Below are 16,670 nucleotides of genomic sequence, written 5' to 3' on the forward strand. Positions count from 1 at the left end.
AAAAGGGCCTAGTGGCCCTTTTTAGTAGTTATTGAACTTGGCTAGGCAAACTCATCGGCGTCAAAAACATCGACGGCTATCACTTTTTGCCTTAATTCCTCAGCCTTGGATAACAAATTATATTGCTCCTCGGTGATCTTCTCTTTTTCTTTTGCATCCTCAATAAGCTCGGCCAGAGTTAACCCGCGGATCTCTTTGTCGCGTTTAAGTTTATTCAGTAATTTGTAAGCAGATGCAGCTTGATGCTGGGCTTCGAGTGCCGCTTCGAGCACGCCAGTGCCATTTTTTTCATCAACCACGCACAAGTGGGTTAAGCGCTCGCGCACTACACCTATTTGAGTCATGTGCTTGGCCACGGCTCTAGCAACCTCGTCTTTTGGCATCTTAAAGTGATTGCCTAAGGGGAACACCACCAGACGTAACAGGCTACGTAGCGCTAAGCCACCAACATTAGTGATGAACTCGTCAAAGGCCTTGGCGCACAGATACAGGTTACGTTCTACCGAATATTGCACAAAAGGCAGGTCAGCATGCTGATGCCCTTCGTCTTCAAAACGCTTCAGCACAGCAGAAGCAAGATAAAGGTGACTTAATACATCACCCAAACGGGCCGAAAGCATTTCTTTGCGCTTAAGCTCGCCACCAAAGCGCAGCATGGCGATGTCAGAACAAAACGCCAAGGCTCTAGAGAAACGGCCAAGATAACGATAGTAATGTGCTGTGGCACCACCTACGGGGGTACGGGCAAAGTAGCTACAAGTCAAGGCGTGCACAAAGGCCATGGCGCCATTGTTCGCGCTATAGAGGATATGCTGACACAAGAGAGGATCAAATTCCTTCACCCCTTTTTCGCCATCCTCATGTGCGGCGGCCGCCATTTCATCGAGCACATAAGGGTGACAGCGAATGGCACCCTGACCGAAAATCATCAGGTTACGCGTGAGAATATTCGCGCCCTCAACTGTGATCGAAACTGGCGTGCCCATATAGCAGTGTGCCAAATAATTCGAGGGTCCCATTTGAATGCCCTTGCCGGCATGAATATCCAAGGCATCATTGATCACCTGGCGACCCATTTCCGTCATATGGTATTTGGCGATAGCGGTGATCACAGCTGGGCTCAGTTTTTGATCTATGGCCGTGGCAGTTAGCACCCGGGTGGCCTCAAGCTGATAGGTTAAGCCACCGATACGCGCAAGGGCTTCCTGTACGCCTTCAAACTCGCCAATGGCCACACCAAATTGTTGGCGCAGCGCCGCATAGGCACCACTGGTGCGGGCACTTAAATGTCCGGTTGCGGTACTAAGCGCGGGTAAGGAAATGCCCCGCCCCGCTGATAGACACTCGACCAGCATACGCCAGCCATTACCGGCCTGCACTTCACCACCGATAATCCAGTCAAGGGGAATAAATACATCTTCACCCGTGGTGGTGCCGTTAAGGAACCCCATATTCATGGGCTTATGACGCATACCCGTATTCACCCCGGGGTGATCCGTGGGGATCAGGGCGCAGGTGATACCGATATTCTTGGTGTGCCCCAATAGGCCATCTGGGTCGAACATCTTAAATGCCAGGCCAAGCACCGTGGCTTTAGGCGCCAGAGTTATATAGCGTTTTGACCAGTTGAGTCTTAAACCCAGTACTTCCTCACCCTGGTATTCGCCCTTACAAACGATGCCCGTATCCGGGATGGCGCCGGCATCGGAGCCTGCATCCGGTGCGGTTAAGGCAAAGCAAGGCAATTCTTCGCCCTTGGCCAGCTTAGGAAGCCAGAGGTTTTGCTGCTCTAAGGTACCATAGTGCAATAACAACTCAGCCGGGCCCAAACTATTGGGCACCATCACGGTTACCGCCGCACTTAAGCTCTTAGTGGCAATTTTCGCCACTATGGTGGAGTTTGCTAAGGCCGAAAATTCATGACCACCGTGCTCTTTAGGAATGATCAAAGCAAAAAAGCCTTGGTCTTTAAGGTATTGCCACACGGGCTCGCTTAAATCCTGATTCCGGGTGATCTCTTCATCATCAAGCATGCTGCACAAGGTAGCCACCTGATTGTCGATAAACTCACGCTCTTCGCTGCTTAATATGGTGGTTGCGTATTGATGTAGAGTATGCCAGTTGGGATTGCCGCGAAAAAGCTCGCCATCCCACCAGATATCCCCCGCTTCCATAGCATCACGCTCGGTTTGCGACAGCGGCGGCAATGCATTTTTAAACCATTTAAACAACGGCCGGGTAATAATATTCATGCGAATATCACGCACCCCAAACACCACAATAATGGCGACCAAAATAAGGATAAATAACCAACTCATTGCTTTGTTCCTTGATACTCGATCTTAGCCCTCAGTATGGACGAACTATCAAGATTTACAATCATTTGCGACATCTGCATTGTACCAATTCGCAGCGCACTGCTATTATTCTGCTGCTTTAACCGGGATATTTAACCCGGGTCTAACAACAAGAGGAATCTTCATGACCAATTTGCCATTTAAACCAAGCCTAAGCGCCTTGGTTGTCTGCGCGGCGCTCGGCCTAACTGCCTGCTCGGATGCCAACACCGCAGAAACAAAACAACAAGGTGTTGCTAAAACCCAGGTGAGTGTTGCCGATGCTCAGCGTTTCTTAGATAAAACCGAGCAAGACCTAGCCGCCCTATATCTTGAGTCAAGCCGTGCCGAGTGGATTTACGCCAACTTTATTACTCATGATACCGCCGAGCTTTCTGCCGAAGTAAACCGCAAGATGACCGAAACCGTGGTGCGTCTTGCCAACGAAGCGGCTAAGTTTGACAGCTTGGAACTTGATTATGATGCCCGTCGTAAGCTCGACAAGCTTAAGCTTGCTTTAACTCTGCCTGCACCTCAGGATGCCGAGAAAACAGCCAAACTTTCTCAGTTGGTTGCCGAGTTAGGCGGTTTATACGGTAAAGGTAAATATTGTAAAGAAGACGGTACCTGTTTAAGCCTGGGCGAGATGACCGCCACCATGGCCACCAGCCGTGATTACAACGAACTGCTGGACTTATGGCAGGGCTGGCGCCAGGTGTCTAAACCCATGCGCCCGCTTTACGAGCAGCAAGTAGCACTTACCAATGAAGGTGCACAGGAGTTGGGTTATGCCGACACCGGCGCCATGTGGCGCAGCAAATACGATATGCCAGCCGATGACTTCGCCAAAGAGCTGGATCGCATCTGGGGTCAGGTAAAACCGCTTTATGATTCACTGCACTGCCATGTGCGCGCCAAATTGGGCGAAAAATACGGCGAAGACAAGGTACCGCAAGATCAACCTATCCCGGCTCACCTGCTAGGTAATATGTGGGCGCAAACCTGGGGTAACATTTATGACGTGGTCGCCCCGGAAAATGCCGATCCTGGTTATGATGTTACCGAACTGCTCGCCAAGCATAACTATGACGAGATCAAGATGGTCAAAGGCGCTGAGAAGTTCTTCACTTCTATGGGCTTTGCACCGCTACCACAAACCTTCTACGAGCGCTCCTTGTTCACTAAGCCTCAGGACCGTGATGTGCAATGTCATGCCTCGGCCTGGAACATCGACAGCAAGGACGATCTGCGTATTAAGATGTGTATCCAGCGCACCGGTGAAGAGTTCTCTGTTATTCACCACGAACTGGGCCACAACTTCTACCAGCGAGCCTACAACACGCAGCCGCTTTATTATCAGGAAAGCGCCAACGATGGTTTCCATGAGGCCATTGGCGACACCATAGCCCTGTCTGTGACTCCGGCTTACCTAAAAGAAATCGGCCTACTTGATGAAGTGCCGGATGAGTCAAAAGACATCGGCCTGCTGATGAAGATGGCATTGGATAAAGTAGCCTTTATTCCTTTCGGTCTGCTCGTTGACCAATGGCGCTGGCAGGTATTCTCAGGTGAAATTACTCCTGAGAACTATAACCAAGCCTGGTGGGATCTGCGTGAGAAGTATCAAGGTGTACAAGCGCCTATCGCCCGCTCTGAAGCCGACTTTGATCCCGGTGCGAAATACCATGTACCAGGCAATACGCCATACACGCGTTATTTCCTAGCGCATATTCTGCAGTTCGACTTCCACCGTAGCCTGTGTGAAATCGCCGGAAACGAAGAAGCGATTCATCGCTGTTCGGTATACAACTCGAAAGAAGCCGGTGAAAAGCTTAACGCCATGCTAGAGATGGGTTCAAGCCGCCCATGGCAAGAAGCCCTGGCCAGCGTGACGGGTAAAGAAGAAATGGATGCCACCGCCATCCTGGATTACTTTGCCCCGCTTCAAGCTTACCTTGATGAGCAAAACAAAGGCCGTCAGTGCGGCTGGTAATTTTCTAACCAAAGGTTGAAAACAAAAAAGCCGCGATAATCGCGGCTTTTTTTATTCCTAAAGCGAAGCAGATTAGAACTGCGCCGTGGCTTTTAGGTAGTACTGATCTAGGCCTGAGTCATCCCAGTTGTTACCATAACCAGCAGTCACAGCAAAGTTAGTAGTGAAGAAGTGCTTAGCACCAAAACCGTAGTTGTCTTCTTCATCAAACTCAACGAATGCCGAAGTTGCTTTGCTGAAGTAGTAGCTAGAGCCAAGTTGCCAGTAGCTGTCTCCATCTTCAATATCGATAAATGTCCCTTCAACCGTTAGGTAGTTACCGTGCTGCAGGTCTTTAAAGTATTTTGCACTTACTTCACGATGATCGAATCCGTCATCAATTTTTGCAGTGAAACCGATGTAATCGGTGGCGTTTAGCGCGTGATTGTATTGACCTGAAAAGTAGAAAACGTCGCTTGCCTGTTCATAATCTTCACGTTCAACTTTGAACAACAAGTTGTCGTTTACCAGGTAACCTAGGCTTAGTGTATAACCATCGATGTCACCGAAATCATCGTAGTCTGTTGTGTTATATGACGCGCCAAATACAAAGCTGTTGTAGAAGTACTCACCGCCTACATTGTAGCTAGTGGCGAAGTCACTATCAGCAAGACCGCCGTATACATTGGTGGTTTTGTTGATGTATTCAAACTGATCCAACGGGCCAAGTACTTGCTTAGGCGCGAAATAGTACTTAGAGCTTAAAGAAACAAAGTCATCAGAGTCGAAGTTAACGTATTCAAGGTCGGTGATCGACTGATAAGACTGGGCGAATGCAGCGCCTGAGAAAAGTACAGATGCGATGGCAACAGTTAGTTTTTTCATAATAGATTTCCCTATATCTAAATAAAGCAGCGCCACTCTAGCGCCGCTGAACTGAATTATAACTTAACTAACCATTTGATTGTTTTAATTAAATGTTAGGGATTGTTAGGTATGGGTACAAATTCTTACAAAGCATAGCGTGACAATATTCGATAAACCTCATTAATGTTGTCGCCAGCCTTGAAGTTTTTCGTCAACGGCTCCTTATCCGAGCCAATCCAGATTTTCAGCTCCGCATCCATATCGAAGTGACCGGCGCTTTCTTTACTGAATTTAGTAATTTTGCCGTAAGGAATGCTCAACACTTCCATTTTTGACCCTGTCATACCTTGTTTGTCCACCAAGATTAAGCGCTTGTTGGTAAACAAGAATAAATCGCGGATCACCTTGTACGCTTTTTCCAGATTCTCTCCCGGGGCAAGAATTTCTTCGAGCAGGGTTTCCAGCTCCTCACCGTCCACTTCACTGGCATTACCCATTAGTCCGCTTAAAAGTCCCATATTAGGCTCCTGTTGCAAAAAGTTGATTTTCTAGAGTGTGACCATTAACCAGCGCACGATACTGCCACCCTTGTTGATGACATAATCTTAGCACCTGAATGTCCATGGCCTCAGAATCGACCTGATGTTCGTAGCCGATCACAAATTCATTACTTTGACTATTACTCACCTCAATCACCCGTTCAAGGGTTTTTAGTCGCTCTACCACCTGCGCATCTTGCTCTCGCAGTTGCAGGGTAAGATACCTCAGCTGCGTGCCACCTTGATTAAGTTCGTGGGTTGCCAATTGCCCCTGGCGTAAATATAAAACGCGATCGCATAAGCGTTCTAGCTCGGATAAATCATGGGAGCTGAGCACAAAGGTGGTGTGGTCGCTGTGCATACTCACCAGCTCACGAATAGCCCTGGCATTGACCGGATCAAGCCCCGCGGTGGCCTCATCCAACATCACCAGTTTAGGCGAGCCGATCAGCGCCTGCGCTATGCAGATACGTTTTTTCATGCCGTGTGACAGCTCATTGGGACGGTTATTTAAAGTCTCGGGCAGACTCACCAGCTCCAATACCCGCTCACATTCGCTTCGCGCCTCGGCGCGGCTAAATCCTTGCAATCGCGCGAACAGATTTAACTGTTCACCAACGCTGAAATCCGGGCTTAGCAAGGCATCTTGGGGCAAGGCCGCAAGCTGACCAAACAAGGCAGCACTGCCCGGCTTATGACCAAGCACGCGCAACTCACCCCGGCTCGGTTGCAAGTAGCCGCAGATTAAACTGAATAAGGTGGTCTTACCGGCACCGTTAGGGCCGACCAGGGCAATGGGCTTACCCGCAGTCAATTCGATATTCACGTCTTGCAGCGCTTGCTTGGCACCGAAGAAATGGCTGACGCCCTTGGCTTCTATTAACAAACTCATAGACTGCCTCGCTGAAATTTATAAAAGCCAAGCCCTAGGAAGAGCCCCGTTTGCACCAGCGGCCACAACACCGCGCTCATTAAGGGCGGGCGTAAGGTCGCAATCTGGTCGAGCGGCTCACCGGGGAACAAATAATCCAGCGCCTCGGGCACACCCAGTTTCACCTGCAGTATGGATAAGATCAGCAAGCCCAGGGTGTAGAGCAAGATCACGTAAATCAGTGCCATTCGCGATGAGCGCGCCACGGTATTAAGTAGAGACATAAGAGCAATAAAGGGCAGTAAATTAACCAGCAGCAAGAGTTCAAACTGCAGGGCATGCCAAAGCGCTTGTGGAAGAATACTGATATCGCGCAGCGCCACCAAAATAAGCGCCCCGCACAGGCTAATGGCAATCAAGAATGCGGTACTTAAGGCATGACCGAAAAAACGTCCCAGTACAATTTCCAAACGTGTGGCGCGCAAAGCAATAAAACGCAGAGTGCCGCGCTCGCGATCGCTGACAAACTGATCGCTGCACAAGTAAATGATAAAGGGTGGAAAGGTGAGCATGGCGATTAGGCAATACACCGCCATCTCGGCATCGGGCCAATGCAACAGGCTTTGCAGACCCAGGTTGCCAAACACGGCTAAAATAAACTGCTCAAACTCCGGTTGAGCAAGAATATTCACCGCTTCATACACGCCATAGCGGTAAATCATCAGCCACACTAGGGCAAAGGCCAACAGTGCCAGCCAGGCTTTCTTAGTTAAAAAATGCCGCGCTAGCTCAAACTGCATAAGCTTGCCGATACGCACAGGGTCCATTGCGTTATCCTTATTATTATTAGTTGCTTACCACTATAAATGAAAAAAGCGCTCAAAAGTATGAGCGCTTGTAAAAAGATGTTTCAGTAAAGTCTACGGCTTATGGACACTAAGCCTGAGCACAAACCTTGGCGTACACATCCAGGCCCTGACTCAGGTCGTCAATCAAGTCATCAACATTCTCTAAACCAATATGCAGACGAATAATTGGCCCATGCGCCCATCCGGTGACGCTGCGCAGCGGTGCCATGGTAAGGCCTGTGGTGATCAGGCTCTCATAGCCACCCCAGGAAAAGCCCATTTTAAAGTGATGCAAGGCCTCAACCAAGGCATCCAGCGCCGCCTGATTGCCCTCTTTCATCACCACGGAGAACAACCCATTGCTGCCGTGAAAATCGCGCTTAAAGTGCTCATGTCCCGGGCACGTTGATAATGCAGGATGACGCACATGGTCGACCAGCGGGTGCGTACTTAACCAGTTCGCTACTTCTAACGCCGCCTGCTCATGCTGCGCCAAACGTACCGCCATGGTGCGCAGGCCACGCAGTGCCATATAAGCATCATCGGCGCTGCAACACTGACCAAGCAGGTAGGATTGCTCGCGCAAGGTTGGCCAATAGTGCTCGTTAGCAACGCTGACACCCATCATCACATCGCTGTGGCCGACGATATATTTGGTTGCCGCCTGGATGCTGATATCAACACCGTGATCTAAGGGACGAAACTGCAGGCCATTGCCGTATGTATTATCGAGCATGGTGATTAAACCATGATCTTTGGCCACCTTAACCAGGGCCGGTACGTCCTGCACCTCCATGGTGATGGAGCCGGGAGATTCCATAAACAGCACTCGGGTGTTGTCTTGAATTAGCTCGCTTATGCCTGCGCCTATCATGGGATCGTAATAGGTGGTGTTTACGCCCAATCCGCTCAGTACCTTGTTGCAAAAATCACGAGTCGGCTCGTAAGCGGTATCCATCATCAGGATATGATCCCCGGCCTTCACAAATGACAGCAGGGTATTGGCGATGGCCGCTGCGCCGCTTGGGTACAAGGCACAACCAGCGCCGCCTTCAAGCTCGGCAATGGCTTCTTGCAGGGCAAAGTGAGTATTAGTGCCGCGACGACCGTAAAATAAGGCGCGATTACCGCGATTTTTAGCCGCTTCTTTAAATTCGGCCACGCTGTCGAATACCACGGTGGATGCCCGCTGCAATACTGGGTTCACAACCCCCTGAGTGTACTTTTTACTGCGCCCGGCGGCGATCAGCTGCGTTTCTTTTTTCATTCCTGGTCCTCATTCTGTGCTATCCAAGAGTCGATTAAAAATCGTGAAATGGAGTCTTTACGGGGCAATTTGAAATGCTCGCCCTCATCCCCCCAGTTACCAAAATCGCGCAGCTCCTGGCGGGAAAACCATCTCGCCTCACTTATTTCATCCTGGTCGATAAATATATCTGTGCTTTTTGCCTTAGCCATATAACCTAGCATTAGAGAGCTTGGAAAAGGCCAAGGCTGAGAGGCGATATACCTGGGATTTTCAACAGCCACTCCAGCCTCTTCCATCACCTCACGAGCCACTGCAGCCTCTAAGGTTTCGCCCGGGTCTACAAATCCGGCCAAGGTTGAGTAAACACCTTGGGGCCAACTCGCCTGACGGCCCAGTAAACAGCGTTCAACGCCATCGCTAAAGGGATAATGAACCAGCATGATCACCGCAGGATCGGTTCTTGGGAAGGTTAAATGACGGCAGTCTTTGTTGCTGCATTTACGCGCATGACCGGCTTCTGCAATAAAGTTTTGGGTGCCACAGCGACCACAAAACTTATGCGTTTTATGCCAGTGGCACAGACCTCGGGCCAGCACTAAAATGGCCGCATCATGAGCATCAACCACAGGCCCGTATTTGCGGATATCAACGAATTCATAGCCGGCGAACTGCTTCTCTTCGGCCAGAGGCACGCTTACATCCAGGGCAAAATAATGCTGCTGCTCATGCTCGCCCAGATAGATGGCATTATCCACATCAAACTCTTTTACGGCTTGGTAATCGACAAAAGCGGCGATGGGTGAGTCTGCGATAAACAAATTATGGTCGTTATTGATAAGCACATAACGCCCACCTTGGCGCTTGTTAATAAGCCAATTTGGGTCTTTGCGGTCACTGGAGTGACGGTCGAGGGGCAACTGGGAGTATTGCAACATCTAAATCTAAACACGGGCCAAAAAATCGAATGCCCCTACCCTAGCATATTTGCGCGCCCCCGACAGCGACAATAAAAGCTCATTTTAATCTAGCTAATGAAGAAGTTATCTTTTGCCAAGGCGCTTTAACAGCTTTTGGTTTTCGGCTTCAATATGTTTGTAGAAATTTACATCTGCCAATTGACTTGCCGCAGCCTCATCTATCACCAGCACGGCGTTTTGGTGCATTTGCAGCGCCGATGCCGGGCAAGCGGCACTGAGTGGCCCTTCGACCGTGGCGGCAATGGCCGCAGCCTTACTCTCTCCTGTTGCCAATAGCACCACCTTCTTGGCATCCAATATGGTGCCTATGCCCATAGTGATGGATAAATGCGGCTGGTATTCGCCTTCGGCAAAGAAGCGCGCATTATCGGCAATGGTTGCTTTAGTCAGGGTTTTTACCCGGGTACGCGAGGTCAAGCCGGACGAGGGTTCATTAAAACCAATATGGCCGTTGCGACCTATGCCAAGTAGTTGCAAATCAATCCCACCTGCCTCGGCTATTTGCCGCTCGTACTGCTCGCAGGCCTCAATGGGATCGTCCGCATTGCCTGGCGGCACATGGGTGTTGTTAATATCTATATCAATATGATTAAACAGCTGCTGATTCATAAAGTAGCGGTAACTTTGCGGATGTTCACCGGGCAAGCCCAGGTATTCATCGAGGTTAAAACTTTGCGCCTGAGCAAAGCTTATGTCCCCTTGCTGGTTTAGCTTGATAAGGTTTTGATACAAGGCCAACGGCGTTGAACCGGTCGCTAAACCCAATACCGAGGCAGGCTGTTTGTTTAACTGCGCCGCAAACAACTCACTGCCATAGTGAGCAACCGCCGCCGCGTCTTTTAGAATCACAATTTGCATGTCTAGCTCGTTGTTAAAGTTGAAAAAAATGGGATCTATGGTCAAGCGCTCCGTGCAATTGGCCCATGACCATAGATCAGCACCTAATAGGGATGGTTATTAGGCCACACCATTATGACAACGTTGTCATTTTTACCTTTTTCATTTCCCCTTGTAAAGCCAAAGCGACGAAACAGGCATGGATTTTTGATTTAGCTTTGTTCGCTGTTACCTACGCCGGATAAAAGCCTAGACACTGACAAAGATCTTGCGCCTATACATCCAGTGTAGCACCAGCAACTGTACGCCCAGCAGCGCTATTACACCGACCAAGGGCTGCCAGGGCTCGGGCACGGCACGTATCACGCCGCCGAACAGACTTTTCGATATATGGCTCCAGCTCACCAGGCTTGAGGCCAGGTAAATAATGATGGAATTGGCGCCGATAATCACAAAGGGATAAGCCCACCGTTGAAGACCCAGGACATCAACCAAGGCGTAGAATACCGCCAGCAGCATGGCACTCCAGCCCACGGTCACCAGCACAAAGGAGCTGGTCCAAAGCTCTTTGTTAACGGGAAAAATTCCGTCCCATAACCAGCCTAATACTAGGCTAACAAGCCCGCTGCCGAATAAAATAGCGGCTATTCGCCACTGCCCGCGCTCCTGTGCCTGAGCTATCAGACGCCCGGCAAAGACTCCCATCATGGCGTTGGCCACGGCGGGAATATTCGACAATATCCCCTCAGGATCAACCGGCCTATTCTGATAACTAATGCCCGGTAACAGGCGCTGATCAATCCAGGCGTTCCAACTGCCCTCGGCACTTAGGTCACCGGCAAGGCCACCGGGCACGGGAATAAAACAAAGCCAAAGCCAATAACCCACTAAGATGCCAACCAGCACCATCACCTGAGTGCGCATCGAGGTGTGCCAGACCAGCATGGCGGCAATAAACCAGGCAATAGCAATGCGGCCAAGCACACTGGCGTAGCGAATTTCATCCAGCGCCATAGGTATGCCGGTGCCCCAGCCATGGTTATAGAGCACCCCAAAGGCTGATAAAATAACCAGTCGTTTCAGCGCCTTTTGGTAATAAGGCAGTCGTTCCTTAAGATGTAAATGGTCGATGCGTTTAGGGCTTAAGCCCATGGCTACGCCCGATAAGAATATAAAGAGCGGAAAAATCAAATCATAAAAGGTGAAGCCATGCCAGGGTGAGTGCACTGTCTGGGCCTCAAATGCTTTCCAGCCCTGCCAACCCGTTAACACCAAAAGTGCGGCAAATATGCCTTGACCGCCAAGGATCCAAAACATGTCGAAGCCGCGTAAGGCATCCAAAGAGGCCAGGCGTTGCTTCTTTTTAACCGTGTCAGTTGTTGTCATATTCTCTCACTAGTTGCCCGCTCGCATTTCTGGCTGGGCACAATAAAAAGCCCCGCGTTACTGCCTGCGGGGTCTCCAGGGATTAACCTTAAAGCAAGTGCCCACCCAGGTAGGTTGCCTGTGCCTGCAGTTGCTGGTCAAGCACCACAAAGTCGGCATCAAAGTCTTCCAGCAGACGCCCCTTAGTATTCTGTAAGCCCAAATAGTGCGCCGGATAAAGCGAGGCCATTCGTAGCGCTTCGCCAAGGCTAATATCCAGGGTATTGACCGTATTGCGCACGGCACTGGCCATATCGAGCACACTGCCCGACAGCTCTCCGGTACTGGAATTCAAACGATCGCCGGTGCGGTACACCTTACGACCATCGAAGAAATCAAACTCGGTGGCGTCTGTGCCAACCGGCGGCATAGCATCTGTCACCAGCATGATTTTGCCGCGCTGCTTGGTACGAATGGCCAGCTTGGCGGAGTCAGGATGCAGATGATGACCATCCACTATCAATCCACACCAGCTGTTGTCATGCCAAAGGGCTGCACCCACCACACCGGGCTCTCGGGAGGTAAAAGGTGACATGGCATTAAATAAATGAGTGAAGCCATCGGCGCCGGCATCGAGAGCCGCCATGGTGGTGGCATAATCCGCATTGGTATGGCCAAGGGAGACTTTAACACCCAAGGCCACCAGACGCTTGATGTCGGCGACACTGACATGCTCCGGCGCCAGGGTGAGCATTTTCAGACCCAGATCATCGCGCTCGTAAATGGCCATTTCTGCGGCGCTGATAGGACGAATAAACTGCTCACTGTGAGTGCCTTTTTTGGGCAAACTCAGATGCGGCCCTTCGAAATGAACGCCGGCAATACCCGGCACCTGAGCGCTGATAGCCTGAGCAATGGCGTCGGCCGCAGCGCCCATCACCTTAATATCATCTGTGATCAGGGTCGGCATCATGGCCGTGGTGCCAAATTGACCATGGGCATGCACCATCTTCTTGAGACAGGCAAGGTTGGGCTCGGCATTAAAAAACGCACCGCCACCGCCATTGACCTGAACATCGATAAACCCAGGTACCACTAAGCCCTCAAGTCGAGTGGCCTGATCTTGTGGCGATGTCAGGAAATGCAATTTTCCCGCACGCACCTGAAAATAGACGTCTGTTAAAAAACGTTCACCATCAAATAAGCGCTGAGCATGGAAGGCTGTATTCATTTTATTTATAACCTTAGAGTCTGTGGTGCCAATTTATTCTTGCGCCGATTTATTCCTGTGCCAACGATTGTTGCGCAAAGTAAACCGCCCCTAATTCCGGCGGCTGTTTGGGCGTTGCGACACGCGCGGCAATATCCGCATCCAGCCACGGCTGCAGGGGCTCTGCCAGGCCGCCAATCATGGATAAACGCGGCGGCTCAAGTGCCAACAAGCGCTTGGCCATCATGCTGATATATCGGGCACCATCTTTAACTATCTCGGTGGCCAAAGGATCGCCCTGTTGCGCCGCATCCAGGACCATACGTGCCAATTTAGCATAACTACTTGAGGGTTGGCCTGCCATTTGTTCGGCAATCACCATCGCCGATTGCGTATTAAAGTGTAAGGTAAACATAGCCGTAAGCTGGGTATGGGGCCCTAAACCATCCAAATCGAGCAACACTGCCTTTAATGCTTCAAGACCGAGCCAGGCGCCACTGCCCTTATCGCCTTGAGCAAAACCATGACCACCATAGCTTTTGCTCTTGCCCTGAACGGTGACATACCCACAGGAGCCAGTGCCCGTGATGATAACCGCCCCATCCTGCCCTTCATGGGCACCAATACAGGCGGTGTGCAAATCCGTGGTCAGGTACATTTTTTTAAAGGGGTGCTGCCAACCACTGATCTGTTCATACAAGCTTGGCAAATTAACCCCGGCCAGGCCTAAACCGGCCACCAGCTCATGAACGCTGTGCAAATTCATAGAGGCATCGCGCAACGCCTGTTGGGTCGACATCATGATCGACTCCAAGGTGCGCTCCAGACCATGCAAGGGGTTGGCGGGCCCGCCAAGGCCAGTGCCCAAGACTCCATGCGTGGGGCTATAAATGGTCGCCCGGCATTTGGTTCCCCCGCCGTCGATACCAATAAATAGCTGCTCCTGCGTTGCCGCGTCTACCCTCATTACCAGACCTCTATACCTTAATTCAATCCGGGCAAAAACGCTTTACGCACCTTGCCTCAAAACACCTGCTCTTTCATGTTGAAATTATGTTACCCAATTAATGACAGCGTTGTCATTAATTTTTTTAGAATTTATCAACAAAAACCCCATTTGCGGTATAGCTATCTGATATCGTTATGGTTTGCTAATTTTAAGCACCTGGCTAAATACACCAAAAATACAGGCATTCCTGGCAAGAAAAAGCAAAGCTTGTACTTTTAAGGGGGAGTAACTATATTTAGTTACAAATAAAGATGTAACCATTTTCAGTTACTTTCAATTAAGTAACCAAAATACACGGAGATCTATGTCCACGGCCAATTACACAGTACTGAGCGGCGATATTGTCGGCTCCAGCGAGCAGGCAGGCGCACAATACGACGGTCTGCTTTATACCTTGGAGCAAGGCTTGCGCGCCCTGTGCGAACGCTTTGATGGGCACTTCAACATTTACCGCGGCGATGCTTTTCAATGCATTCTTGGCAAGGCCCCTGTCCCTTTACAGGCGACCCTGATGTTACGTCTTTATTTGCGCAGCCATGCCCTTGATGCCCGTGTTAGCGAAGCTATAGGGCCAATTGATAACTATCGCCAGGATGTAAAAACCGCCACCGGCGCCGCCCTGATGCTCTCCGGTAAGGGACTGGATACGATTAAAAACAAGCGCCTGAGTCTAAGCCTCTATCAAAGCCCCTTGAGCGCCAGCTTTGCCTTAAACATCCGCTTCCTTGACCATCTAATTAACCACACCAGTCAAAAGCAGGCCCAGGCCCTGTACTGGTATCACTGGCTGGAAAACAAGGATCATGCCGCTATTGCTGCTCAGCTGGGCAGCTCACGAGCCAATGTCACCAAATTACTCAATGCCGGGCAATATCATTTGCTCGATGAATTTCTAGCGGTCGCCGCCAAGGAGTACACACATGAATGAGCAAATCGCCCTGCTGCTTGGGCTGTTGTTGGCCCATGTGGTCGCCGACTTTTTTTTACAACCCTTAAGTTGGGTTCACCAGCGCAATAAACACCATTTTAAATCCCCTAAGTTGGTATTGCATACCTTGGTGCACGGAGCTCTGAGCGGCTCCTTATTATGGGCCTGGGAGTGCTATTACGGCCTCGGTGATTGGCTCCCTGTGGTGGCGGCCACCGCACTTATTATGACCAGCCACTGGCTGATTGATGTTGCCAAATCCTACAGCAGCCGTGGCTTTGTGCCCTTTATTGTCGACCAAGGCGCGCATATTCTTATTCTTGTGGCGCTAAGCTGCTATTTAACGGATGCCGATACACTCGGCCAGTGGTTTAACGCTCAGCTGATGCACAGTAATACTTATGTGCTGTTGCTCGCCTATTTATTAGTGCTTAACCCCAGTTCCGTGGCCATTCGTATGCTGCTGGAGCGCTGGCACCTGCCCGCCAGCATCGCTGCTGATAAGAGAACAACGCTGCCACAGGCCGGGCACAGCATCGGCCTGTTAGAGCGCCTGCTTATGCTGACCTTTATCATAATCGATGAATTAGCCGGGGTGGGATTTGTGCTTGCAGCCAAGTCGGTCTTTCGCTTTGGCGATTTAACCAATGCCAAGGATAAACAACTTACCGAGTATGTGATGTTAGGCACCCTCTTAAGCGTGGTGATCACGCTCGGTATCGGCCTGGCGGCCCGTGCCTTACTGATAAGCTAAGCATTATAAATGCCAAAACAAAAAAGCCCGTTTTTAACGGGCTTTTTTTTGTGGTCACTCTATGGGCGTTATTTTACGCCGAGTTCGCGTAAACGCTCCTGCAAATAGCTGTCGGCGGTGTAACGCTCAGACAGCACCACATCTGGGCGTGGGTGCAAAAACAGGGGTAACGAGATACGCGACTTGGTCGAAGCCTTACCCGTTGGGTTAATTACCCTGTGAATAGTCGATGGGAAGTAACCACCAGATGCCTCTTGCAGCATATCGCCGATATTGATGATCAGATTACCAAAGTCGCTTGGAACATCCAGCCAGCCACCCTCTTTGGTTTGCACCTGTAACCCCGGCTCGTTCGCCGCAGGCAGCACGGTCAGCAGGTTGATATCGCCATGAGCGGCGGCACGAATGGCGCCCGGCTCTTCATCGCCCGTCATCGGTGGATAGTGCAAAATACGCAGTAAGGTTTGCTCCGAATTCTTGATCATGTCTTTAAGGTCAATGGAGAACTTAGCCTGCACATCAGCCGGCGCATGGGCCTGCACCCAGCTCAGTAATTCGCTGGCAAACTCATTGGCCAAGCGATAATACTCACGAATTTTCTCTTCCAGCTGCTCAGGTACCCGGCCCTTAGGATAGACATGGTAGTATTCTTTGATGTCTTTAACCTTGCAGCCTTTGGCCACTTCACTTATCTCGGGTGGGAAATAACCGTCCTGAGTTTGTTTATCAAAAAGAAACTCATGCTTTTGCTCTGAGTTAAAAAAAGCCTGCCAATCCTGATAAATTGACTCCACCAGCGATTGTGGGATCGGATGGTTGGTTAACACCCCAAAACCGGTATTGCGAAGCGATTCGACAAATTCGGCTGGCGCGTTCGGCGATTGATAGTCCACTGTCGGTAAGTGCAT

At 50.4% G+C, this 16,670-nt stretch carries 15 protein-coding genes; 3 read left to right on the top strand and 12 right to left on the bottom strand.

Features of this window, described 5'->3' with window-relative positions; genetic code table 11:
• Positions 1-41: 41 nt before the first annotated feature.
• The gene (locus tag C2M17_RS08775; RefSeq protein WP_105200440.1) at positions 42-2,318 is read right to left on the bottom strand and encodes an acyl-CoA dehydrogenase; all 2,277 of its coding nucleotides are present in this window, start codon (positions 2,316-2,318) and stop codon (positions 42-44) included.
• Positions 2,319-2,481: 163 nt separating this feature from the next.
• On the opposite strand from C2M17_RS08775, the gene C2M17_RS08780 reads away from it, so the two are divergent.
• Positions 2,482-4,329, top strand: coding sequence for a M2 family metallopeptidase (locus C2M17_RS08780; RefSeq protein ID WP_105200441.1), 1,848 nt, complete (start codon positions 2,482-2,484; stop codon positions 4,327-4,329).
• A gap of 72 nt (positions 4,330-4,401) precedes the next feature.
• Here the strand turns inward: C2M17_RS08780 and C2M17_RS08785 are convergent, their stop codons facing one another.
• From C2M17_RS08785 to nagK, 10 genes are all read right to left on the bottom strand, one after another.
• Entirely contained in the window at positions 4,402-5,193 is a 792-nt protein-coding gene (locus C2M17_RS08785) for a putative porin (protein WP_105200442.1), read from the bottom strand.
• 125 nt (positions 5,194-5,318) lie between these two features.
• On the bottom strand, positions 5,319-5,693 hold the full coding sequence (locus tag C2M17_RS08790; protein ID WP_105200443.1) for a PH domain-containing protein: 375 nt from the start codon (positions 5,691-5,693) through the stop codon (positions 5,319-5,321).
• 1 nt (position 5,694) lies between these two features.
• On the bottom strand, positions 5,695-6,606 hold the full coding sequence (locus C2M17_RS08795) for an ABC transporter ATP-binding protein (protein ID WP_105200444.1): 912 nt from the start codon (positions 6,604-6,606) through the stop codon (positions 5,695-5,697).
• Positions 6,603-7,412 carry an ABC transporter permease subunit gene (locus tag C2M17_RS08800; RefSeq protein WP_105200445.1) on the bottom strand — a complete coding sequence of 270 codons (810 nt, stop codon included), beginning with the start codon at positions 7,410-7,412 and terminating at the stop codon, positions 6,603-6,605. The genes C2M17_RS08795 and C2M17_RS08800 overlap by 4 nt, the downstream gene beginning before the upstream one ends.
• A 109-nt stretch (positions 7,413-7,521) precedes the next feature.
• Positions 7,522-8,700, bottom strand: a complete 1,179-nt coding sequence (locus tag C2M17_RS08805) for a cystathionine beta-lyase (protein WP_105200446.1) — start codon at positions 8,698-8,700, stop codon at positions 7,522-7,524.
• Positions 8,697-9,617 (bottom strand): NAD(+) diphosphatase, encoded by a 921-nt coding sequence (nudC, locus tag C2M17_RS08810; protein WP_105200447.1) that lies wholly within the window; start codon positions 9,615-9,617, stop codon positions 8,697-8,699. Before nudC ends, C2M17_RS08805 begins: the two co-directional genes overlap by 4 nt.
• A 105-nt stretch (positions 9,618-9,722) precedes the next feature.
• Positions 9,723-10,517, bottom strand: coding sequence for a glucosamine-6-phosphate deaminase (gene nagB / locus C2M17_RS08815; protein WP_105200840.1), 795 nt, complete (start codon positions 10,515-10,517; stop codon positions 9,723-9,725).
• 228 nt (positions 10,518-10,745) lie between these two features.
• A complete protein-coding gene (gene nagX, locus C2M17_RS08820; protein WP_105200448.1) occupies positions 10,746-11,882 on the bottom strand; it encodes a transmembrane glucosamine N-acetyltransferase NagX in 1,137 nt (378 codons plus the stop codon).
• 88 nt (positions 11,883-11,970) lie between these two features.
• Entirely contained in the window at positions 11,971-13,092 is a 1,122-nt protein-coding gene (nagA, locus tag C2M17_RS08825; protein ID WP_105200449.1) for an N-acetylglucosamine-6-phosphate deacetylase, read from the bottom strand.
• Positions 13,093-13,141: 49 nt separating this feature from the next.
• Positions 13,142-14,038, bottom strand: coding sequence for an N-acetylglucosamine kinase (nagK, locus tag C2M17_RS08830; protein ID WP_105200450.1), 897 nt, complete (start codon positions 14,036-14,038; stop codon positions 13,142-13,144).
• A 346-nt stretch (positions 14,039-14,384) separates the two neighbouring features.
• Here nagK and C2M17_RS08835 point away from each other — a divergent pair, with 346 nt between their 5' ends.
• Together C2M17_RS08835 and C2M17_RS08840 are read left to right on the top strand one after the other, a co-directional pair.
• The gene (locus tag C2M17_RS08835) at positions 14,385-15,008 is read left to right on the top strand and encodes a hypothetical protein (protein ID WP_105200451.1); all 624 of its coding nucleotides are present in this window, start codon (positions 14,385-14,387) and stop codon (positions 15,006-15,008) included.
• Positions 15,001-15,762, top strand: a complete 762-nt coding sequence (locus C2M17_RS08840; RefSeq protein ID WP_105200452.1) for a DUF3307 domain-containing protein — start codon at positions 15,001-15,003, stop codon at positions 15,760-15,762. The genes C2M17_RS08835 and C2M17_RS08840 overlap by 8 nt, the downstream gene beginning before the upstream one ends.
• Positions 15,763-15,830: 68 nt before the next feature.
• Here C2M17_RS08840 and C2M17_RS08845 read toward each other — a convergent pair whose 3' ends face one another.
• Positions 15,831-16,670, bottom strand: a complete 840-nt coding sequence (locus C2M17_RS08845; RefSeq protein ID WP_105200453.1) for an isopenicillin N synthase family dioxygenase — start codon at positions 16,668-16,670, stop codon at positions 15,831-15,833.

This window comes from Pseudoalteromonas sp. T1lg10 (genome assembly GCF_002964545.1).
Classification (GTDB): domain Bacteria; phylum Pseudomonadota; class Gammaproteobacteria; order Enterobacterales; family Alteromonadaceae; genus Pseudoalteromonas.